Below are 18,123 nucleotides of genomic sequence, written 5' to 3' on the forward strand. Positions count from 1 at the left end.
AAATTCTCATTGTCATGTCAACAAAATGTTTTGCAATTTTGTTTCACTATTTTGCTTCATCGTCGCGCTTGAATTGGCGACTTTCAAATGATATCAAATCCCAGCATTTGAGTCAACCTTTTTCCAAAGGAAAATTGAAACTATCTTTACCTTCATATTGTTCGAGGGGATTTATTGGACTTCCTTCTATTAGAGTATGATTCTTCAAGTCCAAGACAAACTTTCTATTCAAGCGATTCTCACATCGCTGAATTCATTCAGTTAATGGATCTGCCTATTTAATCACTTCGGTTCTATATGACAGAATATGAATTTTAACTTGTCCTTTGTAATGGGGAGCCTACCCAATTTTAAGAGTTTTATTATATTGGGTGTTAATAAACAAATGGAGTATGATAGTAAAATCAACAATAAGGGAGGTGACTATCCAATGAAGCATGAATGGCGAAAAAAAGAGAAAGACATCTACTTACCCAAGAACACTCCAACTTTATACAATGATTCTGAAAAAATGTATATCACAGTTCTAGGAAAGGGTCATCCCGATAGTGAGGCATTCAGTTTGAATATAGAACTGTTATTTGCATTGTCTTATAGTATTCGGATGATGCAAAAAAACGGAGTTACGCCCGAAGGTTATTATGAATATACTGTATACCCTCTTGAAGGTATTTGGGATTTGAGCGAAGAAGGAAGAAAGTTAGACTATCTCGATAAAAATCATTTTGTCTATCAATTAATGATTCGACAACCTGATTTTATGACGAAAGAACTTTTTGATGCAGCAGTTGAACATGTACGCGATAAAAAGAAACATCTAACTGTTGAGATGGCAAAGTTTGAACTGTTAGACGATGGGTTTTGCGCTCAAATGATGCATCATGGTAGTTACGACGATGAACCAGCAACCTTCAGAATGATGGACACGTATTGTGAGGAGCACGGGTTAACCAGAATCGATAAAAGGCACAAAGAAATCTACATTACTGATGCCAGAAAAACAGCACCCGAGAAATTGAAGACGGTCATACGGTATAAAGTATCCAAGTAAATATAGATTCAGTGGTTCTTAATGAAAAGCTTGAGGTCCCCTCCTCATGTTTTTATAGATCCTCTCACACTCATACAACCATTGGTTCAAAGTGCAGTCATTTTTTTAAGAGCAGTAGGGTATTCTGAATTCTTTATTTCGTTGGTCGCTTGTTCAATTAAAAAATCCAGAAAATCTTCATCTTGGAATCCATCTTCATCTAAATCATCATCATCAATCTCGTATCCTCCTAAATCAATGTTCACCTGAGCATCAATATTAGAATTGATTTCGATTAGCTCCGAGAAGATAAAACCCCATCTTCTTTCTTCATATAAAGTTCCAGCTATTTTGGTGATCTTTGAACTAATTGTTGATGATGGACAAGAATATTTGTTATTAATCCATATTGTTGTTTCATCATTATTTGCGGTAAATACAATTTCTTCATATCCACCAAGATCAAAGCTTTTTTTAAACTCTACTTTATTCAAAAGTATCCCCCCACCAGCAACTTTATCAGTATATACAGTATATAAATAGAATCTAATTTTTATACCTATCACTTTCAAAGTCAGATGCATCAGCAATGTAACAGTTCCCCATTTGATTCGAAGTTTAGAAAGGACCATATAAAATTAATATCCATTAAAAAAGACGAACATAGGCATTTGGCCTATTGTTCGTCTCTATAACATTTATCGAGCATCTTACTTTATTTATCAATTTTGTCTATCCATACATAATGAGTTAACCAACATGATTGTATTGTCGAATTCCTTGGTATTGATTAAGAAGTGCATCTAACTCTTGACTACACGCCACAACAGAGGGATGAGTCATACCAAAATGTTTTGCTTTTATATACATTTCATGTTTTTTAAGATTAATTTGTTTCAATGTAAGATTTTTCTTACCAATTGTTTTCATCTTCATATTTTTCATCTCCTATAACCTATATGTTGTTTTGTAGCACATAGTTCCAGTTAAATTCGAATAAATGTGTTAAACACAGTGTTCAAGCCTATTAAAACTTGAATATAAATGAAGCGCCTTAATTTATATTTCCATATGCTTTTACTTATTTATCCAAGATTTGAGATGTTTAAACATTAAACAAAAAATTTATTAATATTTGTATTCATCGTGATCAAGGTGTTTCTAGTTTTCATTTACCATATATTTCTTAATTATATATCACAATATTCTGCAAATCAATATATGGTATTTGATATTTTTTTCAACACTATATGTTGTTAACATCCACAACTTATAGTATTTTACTTCTTAATCCGTTTCATCTGTACATTTTCTTTATTTATAAATATAATTAGCTTAGATATTCCATAATGTGTATATTTTTTAATCAGAAAGACTTATAAATTTCGAACATTGAAACTTTCCATTTGTGGTTGTAATCCACTATGCACTAGCTTTCCTTATATCTATCAATTTTTCTGTGTATCCTATGTTTCAGAGACAAATATTTTGTTAAGGCTATACTCGTATTTGCTAAAGAATCTTGTCTTTATCGTAATAAATAGTAGCTAAAGTATAATTTGGAGGCACTCTATTGAAAAAGTTATTTGTTTTAATTGCTATATATTTAACGCTTGCTGGTTGTTCTAAGTTCCAATCACCCAATTTATCAACCGAACCCATTTCCGTAGCAGCAATTCAGCTAAAACCAGACATCGAATCAGATCATGGAACCAAAATACCTTCTGATATGCAACTCGAAACGGAAAAGATACAGACAGGTAAAATAGAAAAACCGCTTGTTACGAGTGCAAAGCTTGTAGCGATCGGAGATATTCTTCTTCATCAATCCGTTTACAAAGATGCTGCAACTGATCAAGGCACTTACAATTTTTTCCCTATGTTTGAGCAAGTTAAGCCGTTTATTGAAAGTGCTGATATCGCTATTGCCAATCAAGAAACCATGATTGGTGGAAAAGAGTTAGGTCTATCGAGTTACCCAATCTTTAATAGTCCCTATGAAATAGGCGATGCTTTGAAAGATACTGGGATTGATATTGTGACCCTTGCAAATAACCACACGATGGATAAAGGAGAAAAGGGCATACTTAACGCTGTTTCTCATTGGAACCAAATTGGCATGCTTTATACCGGTGCATTCAAATCGCAAGAAGATCGTGAGACAATCCGCACCATAACGAAAAATGGAATTACCTTTTCATTCTTGTCTTATACGTATGGCACCAATGGGTTATCTGTGCCTCAAGATAAGCCGTATTTAGTAAATTTGATTGACTTAACTCTTATTAAAAAAGATGTGGAAAGAGCAAAACAACTTTCGGATGTTGTGGTTGTTTCTATGCACTGGGGAAATGAGTATGAAGAAACACCTAACCAAACCCAAATTGACTTAGCCCATTCACTTTCAGAAATGGGGACCGATATCATCATTGGACATCATCCACATGTTTTACAGCCAATTGATTTGATTGAACGTTCGGATGGTTCACGTACATTTGTACTGTATAGTTTAGGTAACTTTTTATCTGCACAAGAGGGAGTTGAGCGATTGACGGGTGGCATCGGAGGGATTGAGGTTACAAAGGTCACTTACCAAGGGAAGACGACAATAAAATTATCGGATCCTAGTTTCGTCCCTACTTACGGATATTACGAAAATTGGCGTAATTTCGAGGTCATCCCAATGCATCAGCTAAATGATACCTACTTGCCGAATTACCAGGTCCATTACGTAGAAACTCAAAATCACATGAAGCAATTCATAAAAGAGCTTACATTTACTGACCGTTTGAATAATTAGATAATCTATTTGAATGACCGAAATGCATTGATAAAGGATTGCGGATTGCTGTGTATGTTGAAAGGGAAGACCCCTTGATTGGTGTGGAGATATAAGATTCCCGCTTCAGAGGAAAAGGGTTTATAAGAAATATCTAATACTTGATTAAGGGTAAACTCAGCTTTAGCCGATGTTACTACATGAGGCGAAACCATCAGTTCGTGATACGTTGTTATTTTTTGCATTTGATAATAGTAATCGATTTTCCGTTCGACTTCCGTGTAAATAATGATGACTGGTAGCATTTCTTTCGACATAACACCATCTCCCTCAGCTTAAATGTTACAGCATTGATACTAAGGAATGCAAAAAACTGCCACCCCGGATTCTTAATCGGGTGATGGCAGTTTGTTTTTTGTCTTTAATTACTGTCAACCTATTTACATAGACTGCTTTGTTACTCAGCCATTCGCATTTTTACGCGTATAGTGAATAACGAAAGTTGCTGCAAATGTGATGACCAAAATTGTGAAAAAGACATAGTGGCTAATGTGAACGCCAGCAACACCTAGTAACATTTTAACCGCAATAATAGCAATTAACACGTAGGCAGATGTTTCTAATTCAGGTATTTTGTCAATCAGTTTGATGAAGATCCCTGCAATCCCTCGCATCATAAGAACTCCAAGCATTCCTCCTAGTAATAGCACCCACACTAGCTCACTAATACCAAAAGCCGCTAAAACACTGTCTACCGAGAAAGCAATGTCCATCATTTCTACAGCTATAACAGTACCCCAGAAAGTACCGAACATACGAATAAGAAGTCCATTTTTGTTTAGGCCTTCAACTTCACCTTCTTCATTGCCAGCACGTTTATCCATAAAGTATTTAACTGATAACCAGCCAAGATAAAGGGCTCCAATAACTTTAACCCACCAAAGTTTGATGAGGAACACACCGATACCGATTGCAATAAATCTAAAGATGTACGCACCTAGTAATCCGTAAAATAATGCTTTTCTGCGTTGTTTTTCAGGTAAATGTTTAACCATTACAGCCAATACTAATGCGTTATCTGCAGATAACAGACCTTCTAGAATAACAAGTGTACCGATCAAGCCCCAGTTAACTGGATCCGATAAAACTTCAACCCACATACCCCAGTCAAAAAACAAGGCATATGTATCAATAAATCCATTGATGATTTCCATAGTAGATAATTCCCCTTAAGTTAAGATAATTCTAGTTTAACCCAAAATCGTTAATAAGTGCGGCTAAGCCTCCTTGGAAACCACTTCCAATAGCATTGAACTTCCATTCATTATTATGTCTGTAAATTTCCCCTACCACAAGCGCTGTTTCAATCGAGAAGTCTTCACCTAAATCGTATCGAACAATTTCTTCGTTTGTGTCCTCGTTTACAATACGAATAAACGCATTTGACACTTGCCCAAAGTTTTGGCTGCGATTGTCCGCATCATGGATCGTAACCGTAAAGGCCACTTTTTGAACATTGCTAGGTACAAGCGGCAATTTAATGAGCATTTGCTCGTCGTCACCGTCTCCCTCTCCGGTTCGGTTATCCCCAGTGTGGACAACAGATCCCTCTTCACTTGAAAGATTGTTATAGAAGATGAAGCTTTTCTCATCAAAAGCTTTGCCATTCGAATCTAACAGAAACGCGGATGCATCCAAGTCGAAATCCTCCCCGCCACTATAGCGATTCGTATCCCACCCTAATCCTACTAATACGTTTGTTAACCCCGGATTTGTTTTCGTTAAGTCAATTTTTTGTCCTTTTGAAAGATTAATTACAGCCATTTTAGCTCCTCCTCATACAATGTAATAGATTATTTTCTTTGGCCATCTTCGTATTTCTTCTGTAGTGCTTCCAATCGCAAACGACCTTCTTCTCTCATTTTGCGATTTTCTTCTTCAATAGCCTTGGTTTCGTTCATCCCATTCATAATAATATCCCATGTTTGTTCCATTGTTTCAATCTTGATACTCGGTTGGCCAGACATTCTCGCGATATCTATGCTTTGTTTAGAGATATCATTGGCATTTCGCAGGAGCATCTCATTCGTTCTGCGATCTAGTTCGCTCATTGATTGGGCGACAAGGTTTTGTCGTTTTGCCGCGATTGCGTTGATTAGACCCGTTTTAAAAATAGGGATAGTCGTTACAAAAGCAGAATTGATTTTCCCGATGAGTTTCGTATTACCACGCTGCAACATGCGAATTTGAGGAGCAGATTGGTACGAAACTTGTTTCGCCATTTCAAGGTCGTAAATACGTTGATCGAGAAGTTCAATGGCATTTTGTAAAGTGTTCAATTCCATTAGCGCCACTTGATCGCCAGTTTCTGCATTTTGCTGTACACGCGGCAAGTTTTGTCGTAGCTGATTCACCTTTAATTCGCCCGCTACAATATACTTTTCTAATTCCATAAAGTAGTTAAAGTTTTTATCATATAACTCTTCTAATGTAGTCGTTGATTTTTTCATTTCATTTTCGTATTTTGTTATTTCCACAAATACCTTATCTATTTCGCCACCCATGGTTTGGTATTTGTTGAATAGTTTTTCAATGATTTTTTCGCCTTTTTTGAACATCTTCCCAAAAAGAGATTTCTTTTCTACGAAATCCTTCTTGTCGAATTTATCCATAATCTTGCCTAGCTGTTTTAACAGCTCGCTTGATTCTTCCATGCTACTTGACTTGATGGTGCTTAAAATTTTCCCTGTAAACGCAGAAATTTCATTGGCTGGCTCACGGCCGAACTCCAAAAGCTCAACTTGATTTTTATGATCAATTTTTGCAACAAGCTGTAATACCTGCGGATTTCGTTTTAATTTTGCTTTTTGATCACTTGGGTCTTCCATTAGTTTCTCTTGTTGATCTATTTCCAATTTTTCAAGTTGCACTCTAATATCCTCCTTTTGCTATCGAAATCTTTTAAAGATTTTTTGCACGACACTTTGTTCTTTGAATGGTTCTTCGAAGCTACGTTCATCCATCCAATGCAAATCAAATGTACCTTCCTGTATCCATCTTTCCATATCCTGATGCCCCATTGGATTGACCAAAATGATATCCAAGCCCAAATGATGAATCATGCACAATGCATTTGCATCTGATCGACTCAACTCTGGACCTTTCTCCTCATTATAAATAAATACAGTCGGCACAAACTGTGGATAATCGAATACTTGCAAAAGGCGGATTGCAAATTCAGGCAATACCATAGATTGAGAAAATGCGTACAGTTGAAGTTCTTCTTTCGTTTCACCTTGATGTGGGATCAATAATGGATTTTCCACATGTTTAGCAATGGTTTCTCCAATCACCGTTTGTGTTCCGTTTGGCAACTTGCCGTATGTCCACCAGTTGGCGGATTTCATTTTTTCAGGATCAAGCCGTCCGTCCGCCCCTAAAGCTGCACGATAATGAAACATTTGATTTGCTTTTTGAACGGTCGTGAATGGAAACTGGCGAATCACATGCGTGTCATCTCGTTCGGTCAAGGAATGAACGTGATTCCAGAAATGCTTTCGATTGCGGTCAATCCCCATCATTTTTGCGAATACCACAGGAATCGTCACTTGTTTATTGCTGACCTCAAAATGCGGACGAATCATCGCTCTTTCTTTTGAGATTAAGAACGCTTCATCAACTGTTGTTTTCAATCGAATCGAGTTTGTAGAAAATGATTTGAATTGAAACGGCTTGTAAAGACCTGAGTTGTCGTGATGCATAATTTCATCAATTTCCTGAGTTGCTTTGAATGCAACAGTACCTGCAATTTTCGGCATTTCATCTGGCAATGGTTTCAGAACACTCGCTACCTTTGGAAAGCGATAAATAAGCTGATCGTCTATCGCTAGCATTTGCTTCGGCCACGATTCATCACACGGATTGAAAATGACAACATGAAAGCCAAATCGAGTAAGATATTTTAAAAACCATTTTTCACTTGGCGTAGCTGAACCATACCAGAGATAGCCTTGAAGTCCGTTTTTAAAATCCACTTTTTCCAGTGCTGGCTCAACGTGATTGAAAAGCCACTTCACAAGATCGATGGTAATCCGTCGATACTCGTGATGGAGGGTTCCTTCTTTGTAGGTGGCTTGAAGTTCCTTCAATAAATCAATCATGACCGTTCTTATACGACGATTTAACTTTGGATCCTTCAACTTGGGCAATAATAAATGCCCATCGAGAAAAGCTACCATCCGATTAGGAGATAAACCCTTTTCTTTTCGATGCATATCAAAGAGCTGATTGATGGCGCGTAGTTTCTCTGCTTTGATTTCTTTGTTAAGTGCACCAGATAGGATGATAAGTTTCCCTAAAGAATCATTTACATGAGTATGTAGGAATGCGAAGTATTCATCGTCATCTAAGGAATTCCCAACGTACTGACAAACTAATTGAGGATACGTTAAGTTCTCCCCTTCTATTTTGACCTGAGTGTGGTCTTCTAAAGAATTTTTCAACCAACTTCCAACAGTTGCTGAATCCCACGACTTCATCCGTATTGGATTTAAACTGACCATGGGCTTCCCCCCTATTCCTACCTATTATAACAATAAATTTCTGATTCTTTTAAGTATTTCTTCACCAGTTAGTACTCCTGAACACTGTGTAATCTCAACGCGAGGAGGAAACGATTCTTTAAACTTAGCAACTTCCCCATAAAACGGGAAGAAACCTCGGTAGAAAGACGGTGATATGTATGTCATTCTTCTCTAGTTGTATGTAAATATTTAGCTTCTTGGAAGTGGTTAAATACTGAATGTCCTAGACCAGCCGCTGTTTCTACTGCATTGGAGGAAGTCGAGTGTTGTACCATTATCATCCCATATATGTTTTTCTTGACCTTGTTTTTAAGCCCAGTTGTTAAATCTTAACTGGACTTTACAGAACTCCATTACCTTACAGCAAGGTTTCTCGTTTTTTCTTGAAATCCCCAGTGGTCTCAATTAAACTATCCATCTAGTAAAGGTGAATACAAGTTTCCCATACAATTCTCATGGCACTCTCCCCCAAAAAGGTGTTGTTAGGTCAAACTTCCCCATCTAAATCATCTAATTGCATTAGAAAAACATAGCTTGCAACCACAGTGGCGCAAGCGATGTTTTGTTTATACTAATATCCGACTAACTTCGACATTCTTTTTAGGTGCAACAAAAGCAAGGAAACATGAGCGTCCTTGCTTTTGTTTAAGCACCTTTTACTTTTTATTAAAGGCCAAAATCGGAAACTAATGATGCAAGTCCACCTTGGTAGCCGCTTCCGATTGCATTGAATTTCCATTCCCCGCCGTGACGATACAATTCACCTACAACTACAGCTGTTTCAATAGAGAAATCTTCTCCCAGGTCATAGCGAATCAATTCTTCCTGTGTATCGGCATTTAAAATGCGTACATACGAATTACTTACTTGGCCAAAGTTTTGAACTCTAGCTTCTGCATCATGAATTGTAATACAGAAAGACATTTTTTCAACTGAGCTTGGTACTGTAGACAAGTTAACGTTCACTTGCTCATCGTCCCCATCACCTTCACCTGTCAAGTTATCGCCGGTATGCACAACAGAGCCATTGCCACCCGTTGCATTATTGTAGAATACAAAGTCTTTCTCAGAAACACATTTACCACTACCGTCTAAAAGGAATACGGACGAATCTAGATCGAAATCTTTACCGCCATCATATTTGTTTGTATCCCAGCCTAAACCAACTGTTACATTCACCAAGCCTGGATTCGATTTTGTTAAATCTACCTTTTGTCCTTTTGATAAGTTAATTCCCATTTTTAATACAACCCCTTATAAGTATTTGTTTGCAATTGAACTAATATCAGCATCCAGTGTTCCTTCACCGATAGCTGAGAACTTCCACTCAGAGCCATGACGATATAATTCGCCCGGAATAAGAGAGGTTTTACCAGCATAATTATCAGTTAAGTTATAATGGATCAACTCTTCTTTGCTGTTATTGTCCACAAGACGAATAAAAGCATTTTCAATGAGTCCAAAATCTTGTTTTCTTTGTTTTGCTTGATAGATATTTACAACGAACACCAATTTATGTACGGATGGTGAAATATTTTTTAGGCTCACGTTAATTGTTTCGTCGTCTCCATCGCCATCACCAGTTAAATTATCACCTGAATGAACGACACTTTTATCTTGACTCGTTTTGTTCCCAAAATACACGAGGTTTTGTTTAGATTGCAACTTTCCGTTCTCATCTAATAGGAGAACAGATGCGTCACAATCCACTTCGGCTGCTTTACCACCTAAAAGTCCCCCGAATAATCCTTTACCACCGCTTTTTTTCACAGGATCCCAGCCTAGTCCTACCATAACACTTGATAATGAAGATCTGCCTTTTGTTAAATCTATCTTTTGGCCCTTCACAAGGTTAATTCCCAATCTTTATCACTCCATTTCTATAGCATTACTATATGATACGTATTAATATGCAATAAGTTTCAAAAAATGAACTTGTCACATCTTCTTTATTCTCCTCAAAAATTATTCAAAACATACTTATCAGAATATTTTCTCTCATTGCTATATATTAACATAAATAGGTTGTGATATCACTTGATAGACCTTTGATTGCCGAAATCTTTTGCTATTTCTACTACTTTATGGAACGGAGGAAAACCGTCTTTTCATCTTTTTTATAGGTTCTGTTTAACGATACCGTTGATTTCCATTCCCAGTCTTTTAATCAGTAGGAACATGACTACACCCATTAGGCTAATTCCTCATATTAATTACTTGGTGTTCTCGTTATACTCAGACATATACCATTAAGGAGAATTTCTAAAATGAAGATTAATTTTTTAAAAAAATTCATATTATTATTAATTGCGTGCACGTTTATTTTTTCAGGATGCAGCATGTCAGAGACCAATAGCGATCTTAATCCAGATGAAAAAGATCCAACTTTACAAGATATTGTGGAACAACCAAAGTTAGAAGTCAAACCAAAAGAAGGAACCACAGAGCAAATACCTGTGACTCTTGTTTCAACTACTGACGGGGATACAATTCGAATCATGCACAACGGGGTAAATGAACCCGTGCGATATTTATTAATTGATACGCCTGAAACGAATCACCCTCGATTAGGAAAGCAACCATTTGGAGAAGAGGCGAAAGAACGGAATCGAGAACTTGTCAATAGTGGTGACTTGACGATTGAGTTTGATGTTGGTGAAAAACGTGATAAGTACGGACGGCTGTTAGCATATGTGTATGTTGATGGGAAAAGTGTGCAAGAAACGCTCATTCGAGAAGGTTTGGCTCGAGTAGCGTATGTCTTTCCACCAAACACACGACATTTAACTCCATATGAAGAAGCTCAACAACAAGCGAAGTCGAAGAAATTAGGATTTTGGATACTAGAAAACTATGCTACAGATTCAGGGTTTGTCAGTACTCCCTAAATTTGAACGGTAACGATAAAAAAACCTCATCGAAATGAATTCGGAGAGATTTTTGAAATTCTAATATCGATTTCACCAGGCGCCCGAAACTTTTGGCTTAATCAAACAAAAGCCATTGTGCGTTTTTAATGGTTTCATTAAAAAAATAAAATGGCATTTCCACGTATTTTTAAAACGAGGAGATGCCATTTATTGTTTAAGATATGTAAACGACTATTTTCTATTGTAAATTTGCGCTCTTTTGTATTTACAAGAAACCTACGAAAATTCCTGCAAGGATTACCGAAACAATCGTAACTGTAATAAACCCAGCCACTAGCATTGGTGGCAACATGTGACTTGTTAATACTTCACGCTCTTTCTCATCCTGCGTCAAGGAGTTTATGACTTCGTTTGTAATGATGTAATCTGCCGGAAATCCATAAAGTGCTGTTAATGAAACAGCAAATGCCATTTCTTTGCTGACCTTCAGTACTTTCCCCATAATCAATGAGAACACGTACATACCCGCTACCCCAATGACAATACAACCAATCAACGGATAGATCAACTCGACCATCATGTCTGGTGTTGCCTTTTTCAATCCGTCTAAAATGTATAGCATAAGTCCCATTATCGCGAAGCCAAAACCATTTGCTTTTTTTAATGGATGTTTTTCCAAGAATCCCACGCTTGTCGCGATTACTCCAAATAATAAACATAGTACAAATGCATGGATAGCTATATATGGAGCGAGCCAAACCGATACTTGATAAGCTAGGTAACCTACAAATGCCAAGCGGAAAAACTTAAAGAATTCCGTATTGTATTTTTCGGGCATCCAATTGAATAATGTCAATTCCTTCACAGGCGAACTTTCATCACGATTTCCTACTTGTTTCTCATTAATTTCTCCATTGCGAAATTGTTGAAGTAACCGTTTCCCTTCTTTTTTCAACATAACTGCTGTTAACGGATACCCTGCAAACCCTTGCATTACGTAAATCACGATTGCAAATACGGCTAAGCTTGGCAGTCCAGCGTCCGCTGCACCTTCTGACATTATTAACGCAGAAACAAGTCCCCCTACTAACGGTGGAATGGCAACAATGATTGTTTCACTGCCAAATAAAAATGTGCCGATTGCAAACAATGCGGCAATAATCCCTAGAATGCCTGCTAAAGCAATCAATATCGTTTTCCATTGATTGATCAGTTCTTGAAGAGACAGTAATGTTCCCATGTTCGTAATTAACAAATAGATTAGCATAACAGCCACGGTGGAGTGAATTCCAGACAGTTCGACTATATTTGCCGGGAAGAATGTCCAGTAACCAACCAAGAATAGCGTGGCGCTTATAAAAATGGAAGGTATCCAAGCCTTTGTACGAATTGCTATAACATCCCCAATAAAAAGGATAAAAACTAACATACTTAACGCGAGCATCTGTGACATATCATCTTCCCACTTTCCATTATTCTTTTCTCTTGCTGTCTATTTAATGTTTATTACAATAACATGATTCGACAAAATAAATATATAGAATAAATAGAATTGAAAGAATATTATGTACAGAAGAGGGAAAAATCTCTATGTAAGCGGTTAAAATATGTATGAACGATTTATTGGTGAGTTTCGTAGAGTGTTCGATAAATTAATTGTGATAAACATCCACCAATAGATAAAAATAGCGTGACAAATTTACTAATTAAATTACAAACTAGGAGTCCTTTATGATAAAAAAATTATTATTAGGAGTCGCTGCTATCGGAATTGCATCTACCCTGTTTTTACAAAAATACCCGAAGTTCGGAAAAGCACCCAACTCCCAAAAAAAGAGTACTTTTGCAGCCTCTCCTAATTTCGAGAAAAACAAGTTTAAAAATCTATCTCCCACTACTGTTGATAGTGGCATTCGGTTTATAGTTTCAGTTCTGAAAGATTTTGTACTACAAAAGCCTGACTTGGCACCCACAAATCCACTTCCGACGCATGATTTCAAGTTTCGCAAGCCTTCAACTACCGAAACAAGAGTGACATGGTTTGGTCATTCAGCTGTTTTAATAGAACTTAATGGAAAAACTATCTTCATCGACCCAATGCTTGGCCGTTCGCCATCCCCTTTTCCACCAATCGGCGCAAAACGCTATAACCCTGGGCTGCCATTTGAAATGGACAATGTACCTGCGATTGATATAATCGTGTATTCTCATGACCATTACGATCATTTAGATTATAATTCCGTAAAACGGTTGAAAGATAAAGTCGGCTTATTCATCGTTCCCTTGGGTGTTGGGAGCCGCCTTGAAGGTTGGGGTGTTCCATCTAGTATAATTAAAGAATTGGATTGGTGGGACACTTTAGTGGTTTCAGGGATTAAGTTTGTCAGCACCCCGGCCCGTCACTTTTCGGGTCGTAGTCTTTTCGATCACGACTCAACACTTTGGTCGTCTTGGGTTATTCAAAATGGAGAGTCAAATATCTTCTTCAGTGGTGATAGTGGATATGGTCCTCATTTTAAGGACATTGGGGATAAATATGGACCTTTTGATTTTACAATGATGGAATGTGGACAATACGATAAGCGGTGGGTTGCTATTCATATGATGCCAGAGCAAACAGTACAGGCTCATCTTGATTTAAAAGGCCAATTGATGATGCCGATTCACTGGGCCGCATTTACTCTCGCCTTCAATGCATGGACAGATTCAATCGAGCGTGTGACAAAAGCTGCCTATGTACAAGCCATCAAAATGACGACTCCAAAAATCGGGCAATCCTTCCGACTAAACTCGGAGGACTATCCGACCGATCAATGGTGGAAACAAGCATAAACAAAGAAAACCCTTTTTCCAGACGCCATCCTCTTAAAAGGGGATGGTTGCTAGAAAAAGGGGTGGAAATTAAACTAACTTATTTTTACAATACGCTATAATTTCTGTTTCTTCATCATCTTCTAGAGCAAAATCAAGTGCTTTTCTAGATGCTTTATCCATAAAGTGATACTGTACTATGCGCTCGTTCTTTTCATCAAAAGCTAGGATTAAGCGAAGTTCTAAACCGCCTTCAGTGAATAGTTCATCGTCTTCTTCTACTTCAACGTCCAGTAGGAATTCATAACGATCCCCTTCAATGATGCCAGTTGGATCATTCATTTTTTCAACCACATGATTGGTAATTTCCATGATTCATTCTCCTTTTGTTCATGTAATTGTTCATGACAAGTGTTCCGATGTTCTAATTGTATCGGTTGTTAGGGCAATAAGACAACCTGTACCCCTATTATTTCTTCTCTTCCCATACATTAAACTCGGACTTCGTACAAAAAATCCTTCCCATGCACAATTTTGCAAGTCATTTTCAACTAGTTGCAGAATCTAGTATTCTTCATTTTTTATGCGTTTTAATGAAAAACCCACGAATTCCGGACCACTCTGCGTAAACGATATCATGCAGTTGTGGATATCCTTCCTCTCTCAATGATTCTGTTAACCAATCTTCAGTCTTGTCGATGTTTTTCAATACATGTTTGTTTATTTTTCCGTTATCCACTAACAGAAAAGTTAAGGGCTCGTCTTCCTTCTCGACAGGAACATCTTCCCGTGTAACCGCTTCGTACTGGCTATAAGCCAATACGCTGATTTGACCCCCTGGCTCCAAATACACGTCCTTCACTTCACGCAACGTAAAAAACCCCCGTTGTCTCAACATCGTCCGGAATTGCTCCATTTCCAGCTTATTTCTCTTCATTTCCTTCATGTTAAATTGACCATCCCTTACTAATAGGGCTGGTTCACCCTTCAAAAGAATCCGTACCACATCAAATTTCAAGGTAAACAATTCGATTAGGTAAATGAGTATGCCCCAGACAACTACACCGAACAGTATTTGCCAAATGGTGATTTTAGGATCGTATATCCCTTCTTCCAAGATTCCACCCAACACTAGTGCATAAATAAAATCAAACGGTGTCAGTTGAGACATTTCTTTTTTACCTAATAATCGGGTCACCGCCAGTAATGCTGCCAAACCCACTATTATTTTCAATCCAATTTCAACGAAGACCATACTCTCCCGCCTTTCCAAGGATTTATTAATACACTTCCCCTGGAAAACAAGGAGTAGTCTTAAATGAGAGAGAGTATGTATCTGAGATGTTTTCAGAACTTGATTATTTGTTACTAATCAGATGTCGAATCACTTGATTGGTTAAGTTTGGCACCACATCGAGGGAGAAGCTACGTTCCATGCGTTCATATTGTTTGTGCGCATCAAAACCATATGGACCAATGTTTATCACTGGTACATTAATATTACGTATTGATTCGTAGTCGACATAATGTTTTGTTCCCCATCCAGGATTATTCGAAGAGACCGCAGAAATACCCTCTTCATCATCACTTAATGCCACGAAACTCATATCCGATATATACGGGAAGAAGTTTTTGGTGATAATAGGGTGCGGGTAAGTCGGTTGTACCGCTTCAACCGCTGATTCAAGTGCGTTCAGTAATTTTTGTTCCATGTCATTCTTCCCTGTCACTTCTACTCGAGGGGAGTAAAGGGACGAATAAAACACGATGATGGCAGGATTCTTGTCCGGCATCCATTTCCATGCTTCTTCCACAACACGTGCTGCAAACATGCGGGTGTCGAGGTCGGTTTGCTGCATTAATTGCTCTTTAAATGAATCCATGTGCAATGTGTATGCTTGTCCATGTGAATCGGTTAATGTTGTATTCATTTCATCGTATGTCAGGACACGAGGTTCCCAAATGACTGTGTTCATTGGCTCCCCGCTTGCTCTGCTGAACGTTGCATAGTTTAACTTGAATTCCTCGAGTGCGGTGGTAAATGCTGTCGTTGCCTCCACTTTAAGAAGGTCCAACACTTCTTTTGGCGACCAAGAATGGATAAAGAAATTGAAGTACACATATGCCGAAAGAGCTGTTTGAACGGTGTATGTCGGCTTAAGATCCGTCTGTTTCAGTGAAACCGGAGGCACTGTCGTTTCACCGAATGCTTCATTGCAAAGGGATGGGTTGTAACTGATTTGACGAGTCAAATGGGCAGCGATAAAGTTGGGATCTATTCCCTCGAAGCATGATCCAACATGTGTTTCCGAGCCAGTAATGAAGAAGGAAGGCAATAATTTGCCGACCGTCCCTTTGTAAATATAACGATTGGGATCGCCGTCATAACGGGGAGATACAAAATCCGCATTGATCGCTGCCACATATTCGAATCCATGGTCGTCGCGAAGTCGTTTCAATTCTGTTAAAGCCGATAGTATCCCATGCGAACTATCTTCCTCATCACATTCAAAGACGACCATCAAGTTCCCTTCCAGTTCTTCGGGATGCTCGGAATAATATTTCAAGAGATAGAGGTGGCTCGCTACACCAGACTTCATATCCAGCACTCCACGACCGAACTCAAATTCTCCTGACTCCAGGTGTGTTTTCACAGATTCAGGCAAGTCTTCCTGTTTGAGTGCTTCTGCCAAAGCATCCGGGTCCAGTGCATGGTCTCTCAAATTGAAATCATCAATTCCCACTGTATCCATATGCCCCATCAAGATGACCGTTTTAGGAGAAGTTTTTTTGGATCCTTTTACAAAAGCCAACACATTATAACGCTCTTGCTCATCATTCTCTGTTTGCTGATGGATGATGTAATCTACATTTTCCTGAAAATACGGATACGACGATATTAATGTATGTATGGCCTGGGAAATGACCTTCTCCCCGCCTTCATTTACAATACTTTCAATGCGTACTAACTGTTTCGTCAGCGCTAACACTTCTTCTCTGCAATCGAACATATCGACACTCCCCAACCATTAATTAGTAGATAATTTTAATATATCATAGGAAGTCGACAGGTAGAATGAGGATTGATTACAATGGAGTGAGTCGGGAGTGATCAAATTGCAACCATTTACAGCAGAAGTCGTTCGCATATTAAAAGAGATTCCTGAGGGATTCGTTGTTACATATGGGCAAGTGGCACGTATGGCGGGCAGTCCACGTGCAGCAAGACAGGTTGTGAGGATCTTACATACGTTGAGTGAAAAACATGACTTACCCTGGCATCGCGTCGTCAACATTCGTGGTGAGATTGCTGTGCCCAGTGAAGATTCGAAGGAAATACAGCGCATGTTACTGCAGGGTGAGGGCGTTGTATTTTTAGCAGATGGGCGTGTTGATTTAGAGCAGTTCAAGTAAGTAGAGTCTCAAAAGCATGTTTAGCGCTGACATCCGAATACAAAATAGATCCCTCACTCCATTTTGTCTTCAGGGCGCCATCCTTCTTTCAAATCTCGTATAGATAAGTCAAAAGTGTATTCCAAGTGTGGGTAGTCCTTGAATCCCGACCAGTCAGCTCCTGATGAAAACCCAAGTTCTTTGCCGATTCGTATGACTTCAAACCAGTCCGCCTCCCCATTTTCATTTAGATCCCGATATATATCATAACTAATGGAGCCATCGCTATTGAGCAGAACAAAATCTATTGCCAATCCATAGTTATGGTAGCTTTCTCCACCCCTTGCATGGGTGACAATATTCCCTTCAATGGTACGGCCCTTTTCATACAGGACGTCTTGAGATTCCCCGGACCTAAATCCCTCGCTAATTAATATCGGAATCCCTATTTCTTCAGCTTTCCGGATGAGTTCATTGCTTTTTTCCTCCACAATGGGATGCAATCCTTGTGGAAGAGATCGTGATAAGCGTTGTTCTTTTACTTCAACTTCATTTTGAATCCATATAAAAAAGAGCCCGCCGATGACGAGCCAGAACGTAATATGTAAACCCATCCACACTCGCTTCAAACGAACGCCTCCTTTTCGTCTCACTGTT

General features: G+C 38.3%; 20 protein-coding genes. 5 read left to right on the plus strand and 15 right to left on the minus strand.

Going from position 1 to position 18,123, the window contains the following annotated elements:
- Window positions 1-430 precede the first annotated feature (430 nt).
- The gene (locus GY23_RS12220; RefSeq protein WP_075619714.1) at window positions 431-1,051 is read left to right on the plus strand and encodes a GyrI-like domain-containing protein; all 621 of its coding nucleotides are present in this window, start codon (window positions 431-433) and stop codon (window positions 1,049-1,051) included.
- 86 nt (window positions 1,052-1,137) lie between these two features.
- On the opposite strand, the gene GY23_RS12225 is transcribed toward GY23_RS12220, so the two are convergent.
- Both GY23_RS12225 and GY23_RS12230 read right to left on the minus strand, forming a co-directional pair.
- Window positions 1,138-1,524: a hypothetical protein gene (locus GY23_RS12225; RefSeq protein WP_075619715.1), complete on the minus strand. Its 387-nt coding sequence runs from the start codon at window positions 1,522-1,524 to the stop codon at window positions 1,138-1,140.
- A 256-nt stretch (window positions 1,525-1,780) separates the two neighbouring features.
- Entirely contained in the window at window positions 1,781-1,966 is a 186-nt protein-coding gene (locus GY23_RS12230) for an aspartyl-phosphate phosphatase Spo0E family protein (RefSeq protein WP_075619511.1), read from the minus strand.
- Between the two features lie 637 nt (window positions 1,967-2,603).
- On the opposite strand from GY23_RS12230, the gene GY23_RS12235 reads away from it, so the two are divergent.
- Window positions 2,604-3,830 carry a CapA family protein gene (locus GY23_RS12235; RefSeq protein WP_075619512.1) on the plus strand — a complete coding sequence of 409 codons (1,227 nt, stop codon included), beginning with the start codon at window positions 2,604-2,606 and terminating at the stop codon, window positions 3,828-3,830.
- Window positions 3,831-3,835: 5 nt separating this feature from the next.
- Here GY23_RS12235 and GY23_RS12240 read toward each other — a convergent pair whose 3' ends face one another.
- The 8 genes from GY23_RS12240 to GY23_RS12275 all read right to left on the minus strand — a co-directional run bounded on the left by GY23_RS12240 (window position 3,836) and on the right by GY23_RS12275 (window position 10,255).
- Window positions 3,836-4,126 (minus strand): hypothetical protein, encoded by a 291-nt coding sequence (locus GY23_RS12240; protein ID WP_075619513.1) that lies wholly within the window; start codon window positions 4,124-4,126, stop codon window positions 3,836-3,838.
- Between the two features lie 144 nt (window positions 4,127-4,270).
- The gene (locus GY23_RS12245; RefSeq protein ID WP_075619514.1) at window positions 4,271-5,023 is read right to left on the minus strand and encodes a TerC family protein; all 753 of its coding nucleotides are present in this window, start codon (window positions 5,021-5,023) and stop codon (window positions 4,271-4,273) included.
- 31 nt (window positions 5,024-5,054) lie between these two features.
- Entirely contained in the window at window positions 5,055-5,633 is a 579-nt protein-coding gene (locus GY23_RS12250) for a TerD family protein (RefSeq protein ID WP_075619515.1), read from the minus strand.
- A gap of 29 nt (window positions 5,634-5,662) precedes the next feature.
- Window positions 5,663-6,697 carry a toxic anion resistance protein gene (locus GY23_RS12255; RefSeq protein ID WP_075619716.1) on the minus strand — a complete coding sequence of 345 codons (1,035 nt, stop codon included), beginning with the start codon at window positions 6,695-6,697 and terminating at the stop codon, window positions 5,663-5,665.
- A 60-nt stretch (window positions 6,698-6,757) separates the two neighbouring features.
- Window positions 6,758-8,371 (minus strand): YceG family protein, encoded by a 1,614-nt coding sequence (locus tag GY23_RS12260; RefSeq protein ID WP_075619516.1) that lies wholly within the window; start codon window positions 8,369-8,371, stop codon window positions 6,758-6,760.
- Between the two features lie 182 nt (window positions 8,372-8,553).
- Complete coding sequence (locus GY23_RS18055; protein WP_342742408.1) at window positions 8,554-8,673, minus strand: phosphoribosyltransferase domain-containing protein; 120 nt, start codon at window positions 8,671-8,673, stop codon at window positions 8,554-8,556.
- 385 nt (window positions 8,674-9,058) lie between these two features.
- Complete coding sequence (locus GY23_RS12270; protein WP_075619517.1) at window positions 9,059-9,631, minus strand: TerD family protein; 573 nt, start codon at window positions 9,629-9,631, stop codon at window positions 9,059-9,061.
- Between the two features lie 15 nt (window positions 9,632-9,646).
- Window positions 9,647-10,255, minus strand: a complete 609-nt coding sequence (locus tag GY23_RS12275) for a TerD family protein (protein ID WP_075619518.1) — start codon at window positions 10,253-10,255, stop codon at window positions 9,647-9,649.
- A gap of 404 nt (window positions 10,256-10,659) precedes the next feature.
- On the opposite strand from GY23_RS12275, the gene GY23_RS12280 reads away from it, so the two are divergent.
- Window positions 10,660-11,280 (plus strand): thermonuclease family protein, encoded by a 621-nt coding sequence (locus GY23_RS12280; RefSeq protein WP_084544127.1) that lies wholly within the window; start codon window positions 10,660-10,662, stop codon window positions 11,278-11,280.
- Window positions 11,281-11,527: 247 nt separating this feature from the next.
- Here GY23_RS12280 and GY23_RS12285 read toward each other — a convergent pair whose 3' ends face one another.
- On the minus strand, window positions 11,528-12,715 hold the full coding sequence (locus tag GY23_RS12285) for a hypothetical protein (protein ID WP_075619519.1): 1,188 nt from the start codon (window positions 12,713-12,715) through the stop codon (window positions 11,528-11,530).
- 278 nt (window positions 12,716-12,993) lie between these two features.
- Between GY23_RS12285 and GY23_RS12290 the strand changes: the two genes are divergently transcribed.
- Window positions 12,994-14,094: an MBL fold metallo-hydrolase gene (locus tag GY23_RS12290; protein WP_211270674.1), complete on the plus strand. Its 1,101-nt coding sequence runs from the start codon at window positions 12,994-12,996 to the stop codon at window positions 14,092-14,094.
- Window positions 14,095-14,163: 69 nt separating this feature from the next.
- Here GY23_RS12290 and GY23_RS12295 read toward each other — a convergent pair whose 3' ends face one another.
- The 3 genes from GY23_RS12295 to GY23_RS12305 all read right to left on the minus strand — a co-directional run bounded on the left by GY23_RS12295 (window position 14,164) and on the right by GY23_RS12305 (window position 17,084).
- Window positions 14,164-14,445 carry a DUF6509 family protein gene (locus GY23_RS12295; RefSeq protein ID WP_075619520.1) on the minus strand — a complete coding sequence of 94 codons (282 nt, stop codon included), beginning with the start codon at window positions 14,443-14,445 and terminating at the stop codon, window positions 14,164-14,166.
- Between the two features lie 202 nt (window positions 14,446-14,647).
- Window positions 14,648-15,328, minus strand: a complete 681-nt coding sequence (locus GY23_RS12300) for a DUF421 domain-containing protein (RefSeq protein ID WP_075619521.1) — start codon at window positions 15,326-15,328, stop codon at window positions 14,648-14,650.
- 103 nt (window positions 15,329-15,431) lie between these two features.
- The gene (locus GY23_RS12305) at window positions 15,432-17,084 is read right to left on the minus strand and encodes a M20/M25/M40 family metallo-hydrolase (RefSeq protein WP_075619522.1); all 1,653 of its coding nucleotides are present in this window, start codon (window positions 17,082-17,084) and stop codon (window positions 15,432-15,434) included.
- Between the two features lie 106 nt (window positions 17,085-17,190).
- Between GY23_RS12305 and GY23_RS12310 the strand changes: the two genes are divergently transcribed.
- Window positions 17,191-17,487 carry an MGMT family protein gene (locus GY23_RS12310; protein ID WP_075619718.1) on the plus strand — a complete coding sequence of 99 codons (297 nt, stop codon included), beginning with the start codon at window positions 17,191-17,193 and terminating at the stop codon, window positions 17,485-17,487.
- A gap of 53 nt (window positions 17,488-17,540) precedes the next feature.
- On the opposite strand, the gene GY23_RS12315 is transcribed toward GY23_RS12310, so the two are convergent.
- Window positions 17,541-18,095 (minus strand): M15 family metallopeptidase, encoded by a 555-nt coding sequence (locus tag GY23_RS12315; RefSeq protein ID WP_211270675.1) that lies wholly within the window; start codon window positions 18,093-18,095, stop codon window positions 17,541-17,543.
- Window positions 18,096-18,123: the final 28 nt, after the last annotated feature.

Source organism: Paenisporosarcina indica (assembly GCF_001939075.1).
In the GTDB taxonomy this organism is placed as follows: domain Bacteria; phylum Bacillota; class Bacilli; order Bacillales_A; family Planococcaceae; genus Paenisporosarcina; species Paenisporosarcina indica.

Excerpts from the sequence above, each read along its gene's own strand:
- GY23_RS12220 (WP_075619714.1), top strand. The coding sequence starts at position 431 with ATGAAGCATGAATGGCGAAAAAAAGAGAAAGACATCTACTTACCCAAG.
- GY23_RS12230 (WP_075619511.1), bottom strand. The coding sequence starts at position 1,966 with ATGAAGATGAAAACAATTGGTAAGAAAAATCTTACATTGAAACAAATT.
- GY23_RS12240 (WP_075619513.1), bottom strand. The coding sequence starts at position 4,126 with ATGTCGAAAGAAATGCTACCAGTCATCATTATTTACACGGAAGTCGAA.
- GY23_RS12245 (WP_075619514.1), bottom strand. The coding sequence starts at position 5,023 with ATGGAAATCATCAATGGATTTATTGATACATATGCCTTGTTTTTTGAC.
- GY23_RS12250 (WP_075619515.1), bottom strand. The coding sequence starts at position 5,633 with ATGGCTGTAATTAATCTTTCAAAAGGACAAAAAATTGACTTAACGAAA.
- GY23_RS12255 (WP_075619716.1), bottom strand. The coding sequence starts at position 6,697 with ATGGAAGACCCAAGTGATCAAAAAGCAAAATTAAAACGAAATCCGCAG.
- GY23_RS12260 (WP_075619516.1), bottom strand. The coding sequence starts at position 8,371 with ATGGTCAGTTTAAATCCAATACGGATGAAGTCGTGGGATTCAGCAACT.
- GY23_RS18055 (WP_342742408.1), bottom strand. The coding sequence starts at position 8,673 with ATGATAATGGTACAACACTCGACTTCCTCCAATGCAGTAGAAACAGCG.
- GY23_RS12270 (WP_075619517.1), bottom strand. The coding sequence starts at position 9,631 with ATGGGAATTAACTTATCAAAAGGACAAAAGGTAGATTTAACAAAATCG.
- GY23_RS12280 (WP_084544127.1), top strand. The coding sequence starts at position 10,660 with ATGAAGATTAATTTTTTAAAAAAATTCATATTATTATTAATTGCGTGC.
- GY23_RS12285 (WP_075619519.1), bottom strand. The coding sequence starts at position 12,715 with ATGTCACAGATGCTCGCGTTAAGTATGTTAGTTTTTATCCTTTTTATT.
- GY23_RS12290 (WP_211270674.1), top strand. The coding sequence starts at position 12,994 with ATGATAAAAAAATTATTATTAGGAGTCGCTGCTATCGGAATTGCATCT.
- GY23_RS12295 (WP_075619520.1), bottom strand. The coding sequence starts at position 14,445 with ATGGAAATTACCAATCATGTGGTTGAAAAAATGAATGATCCAACTGGC.
- GY23_RS12300 (WP_075619521.1), bottom strand. The coding sequence starts at position 15,328 with ATGGTCTTCGTTGAAATTGGATTGAAAATAATAGTGGGTTTGGCAGCA.
- GY23_RS12305 (WP_075619522.1), bottom strand. The coding sequence starts at position 17,084 with ATGTTCGATTGCAGAGAAGAAGTGTTAGCGCTGACGAAACAGTTAGTA.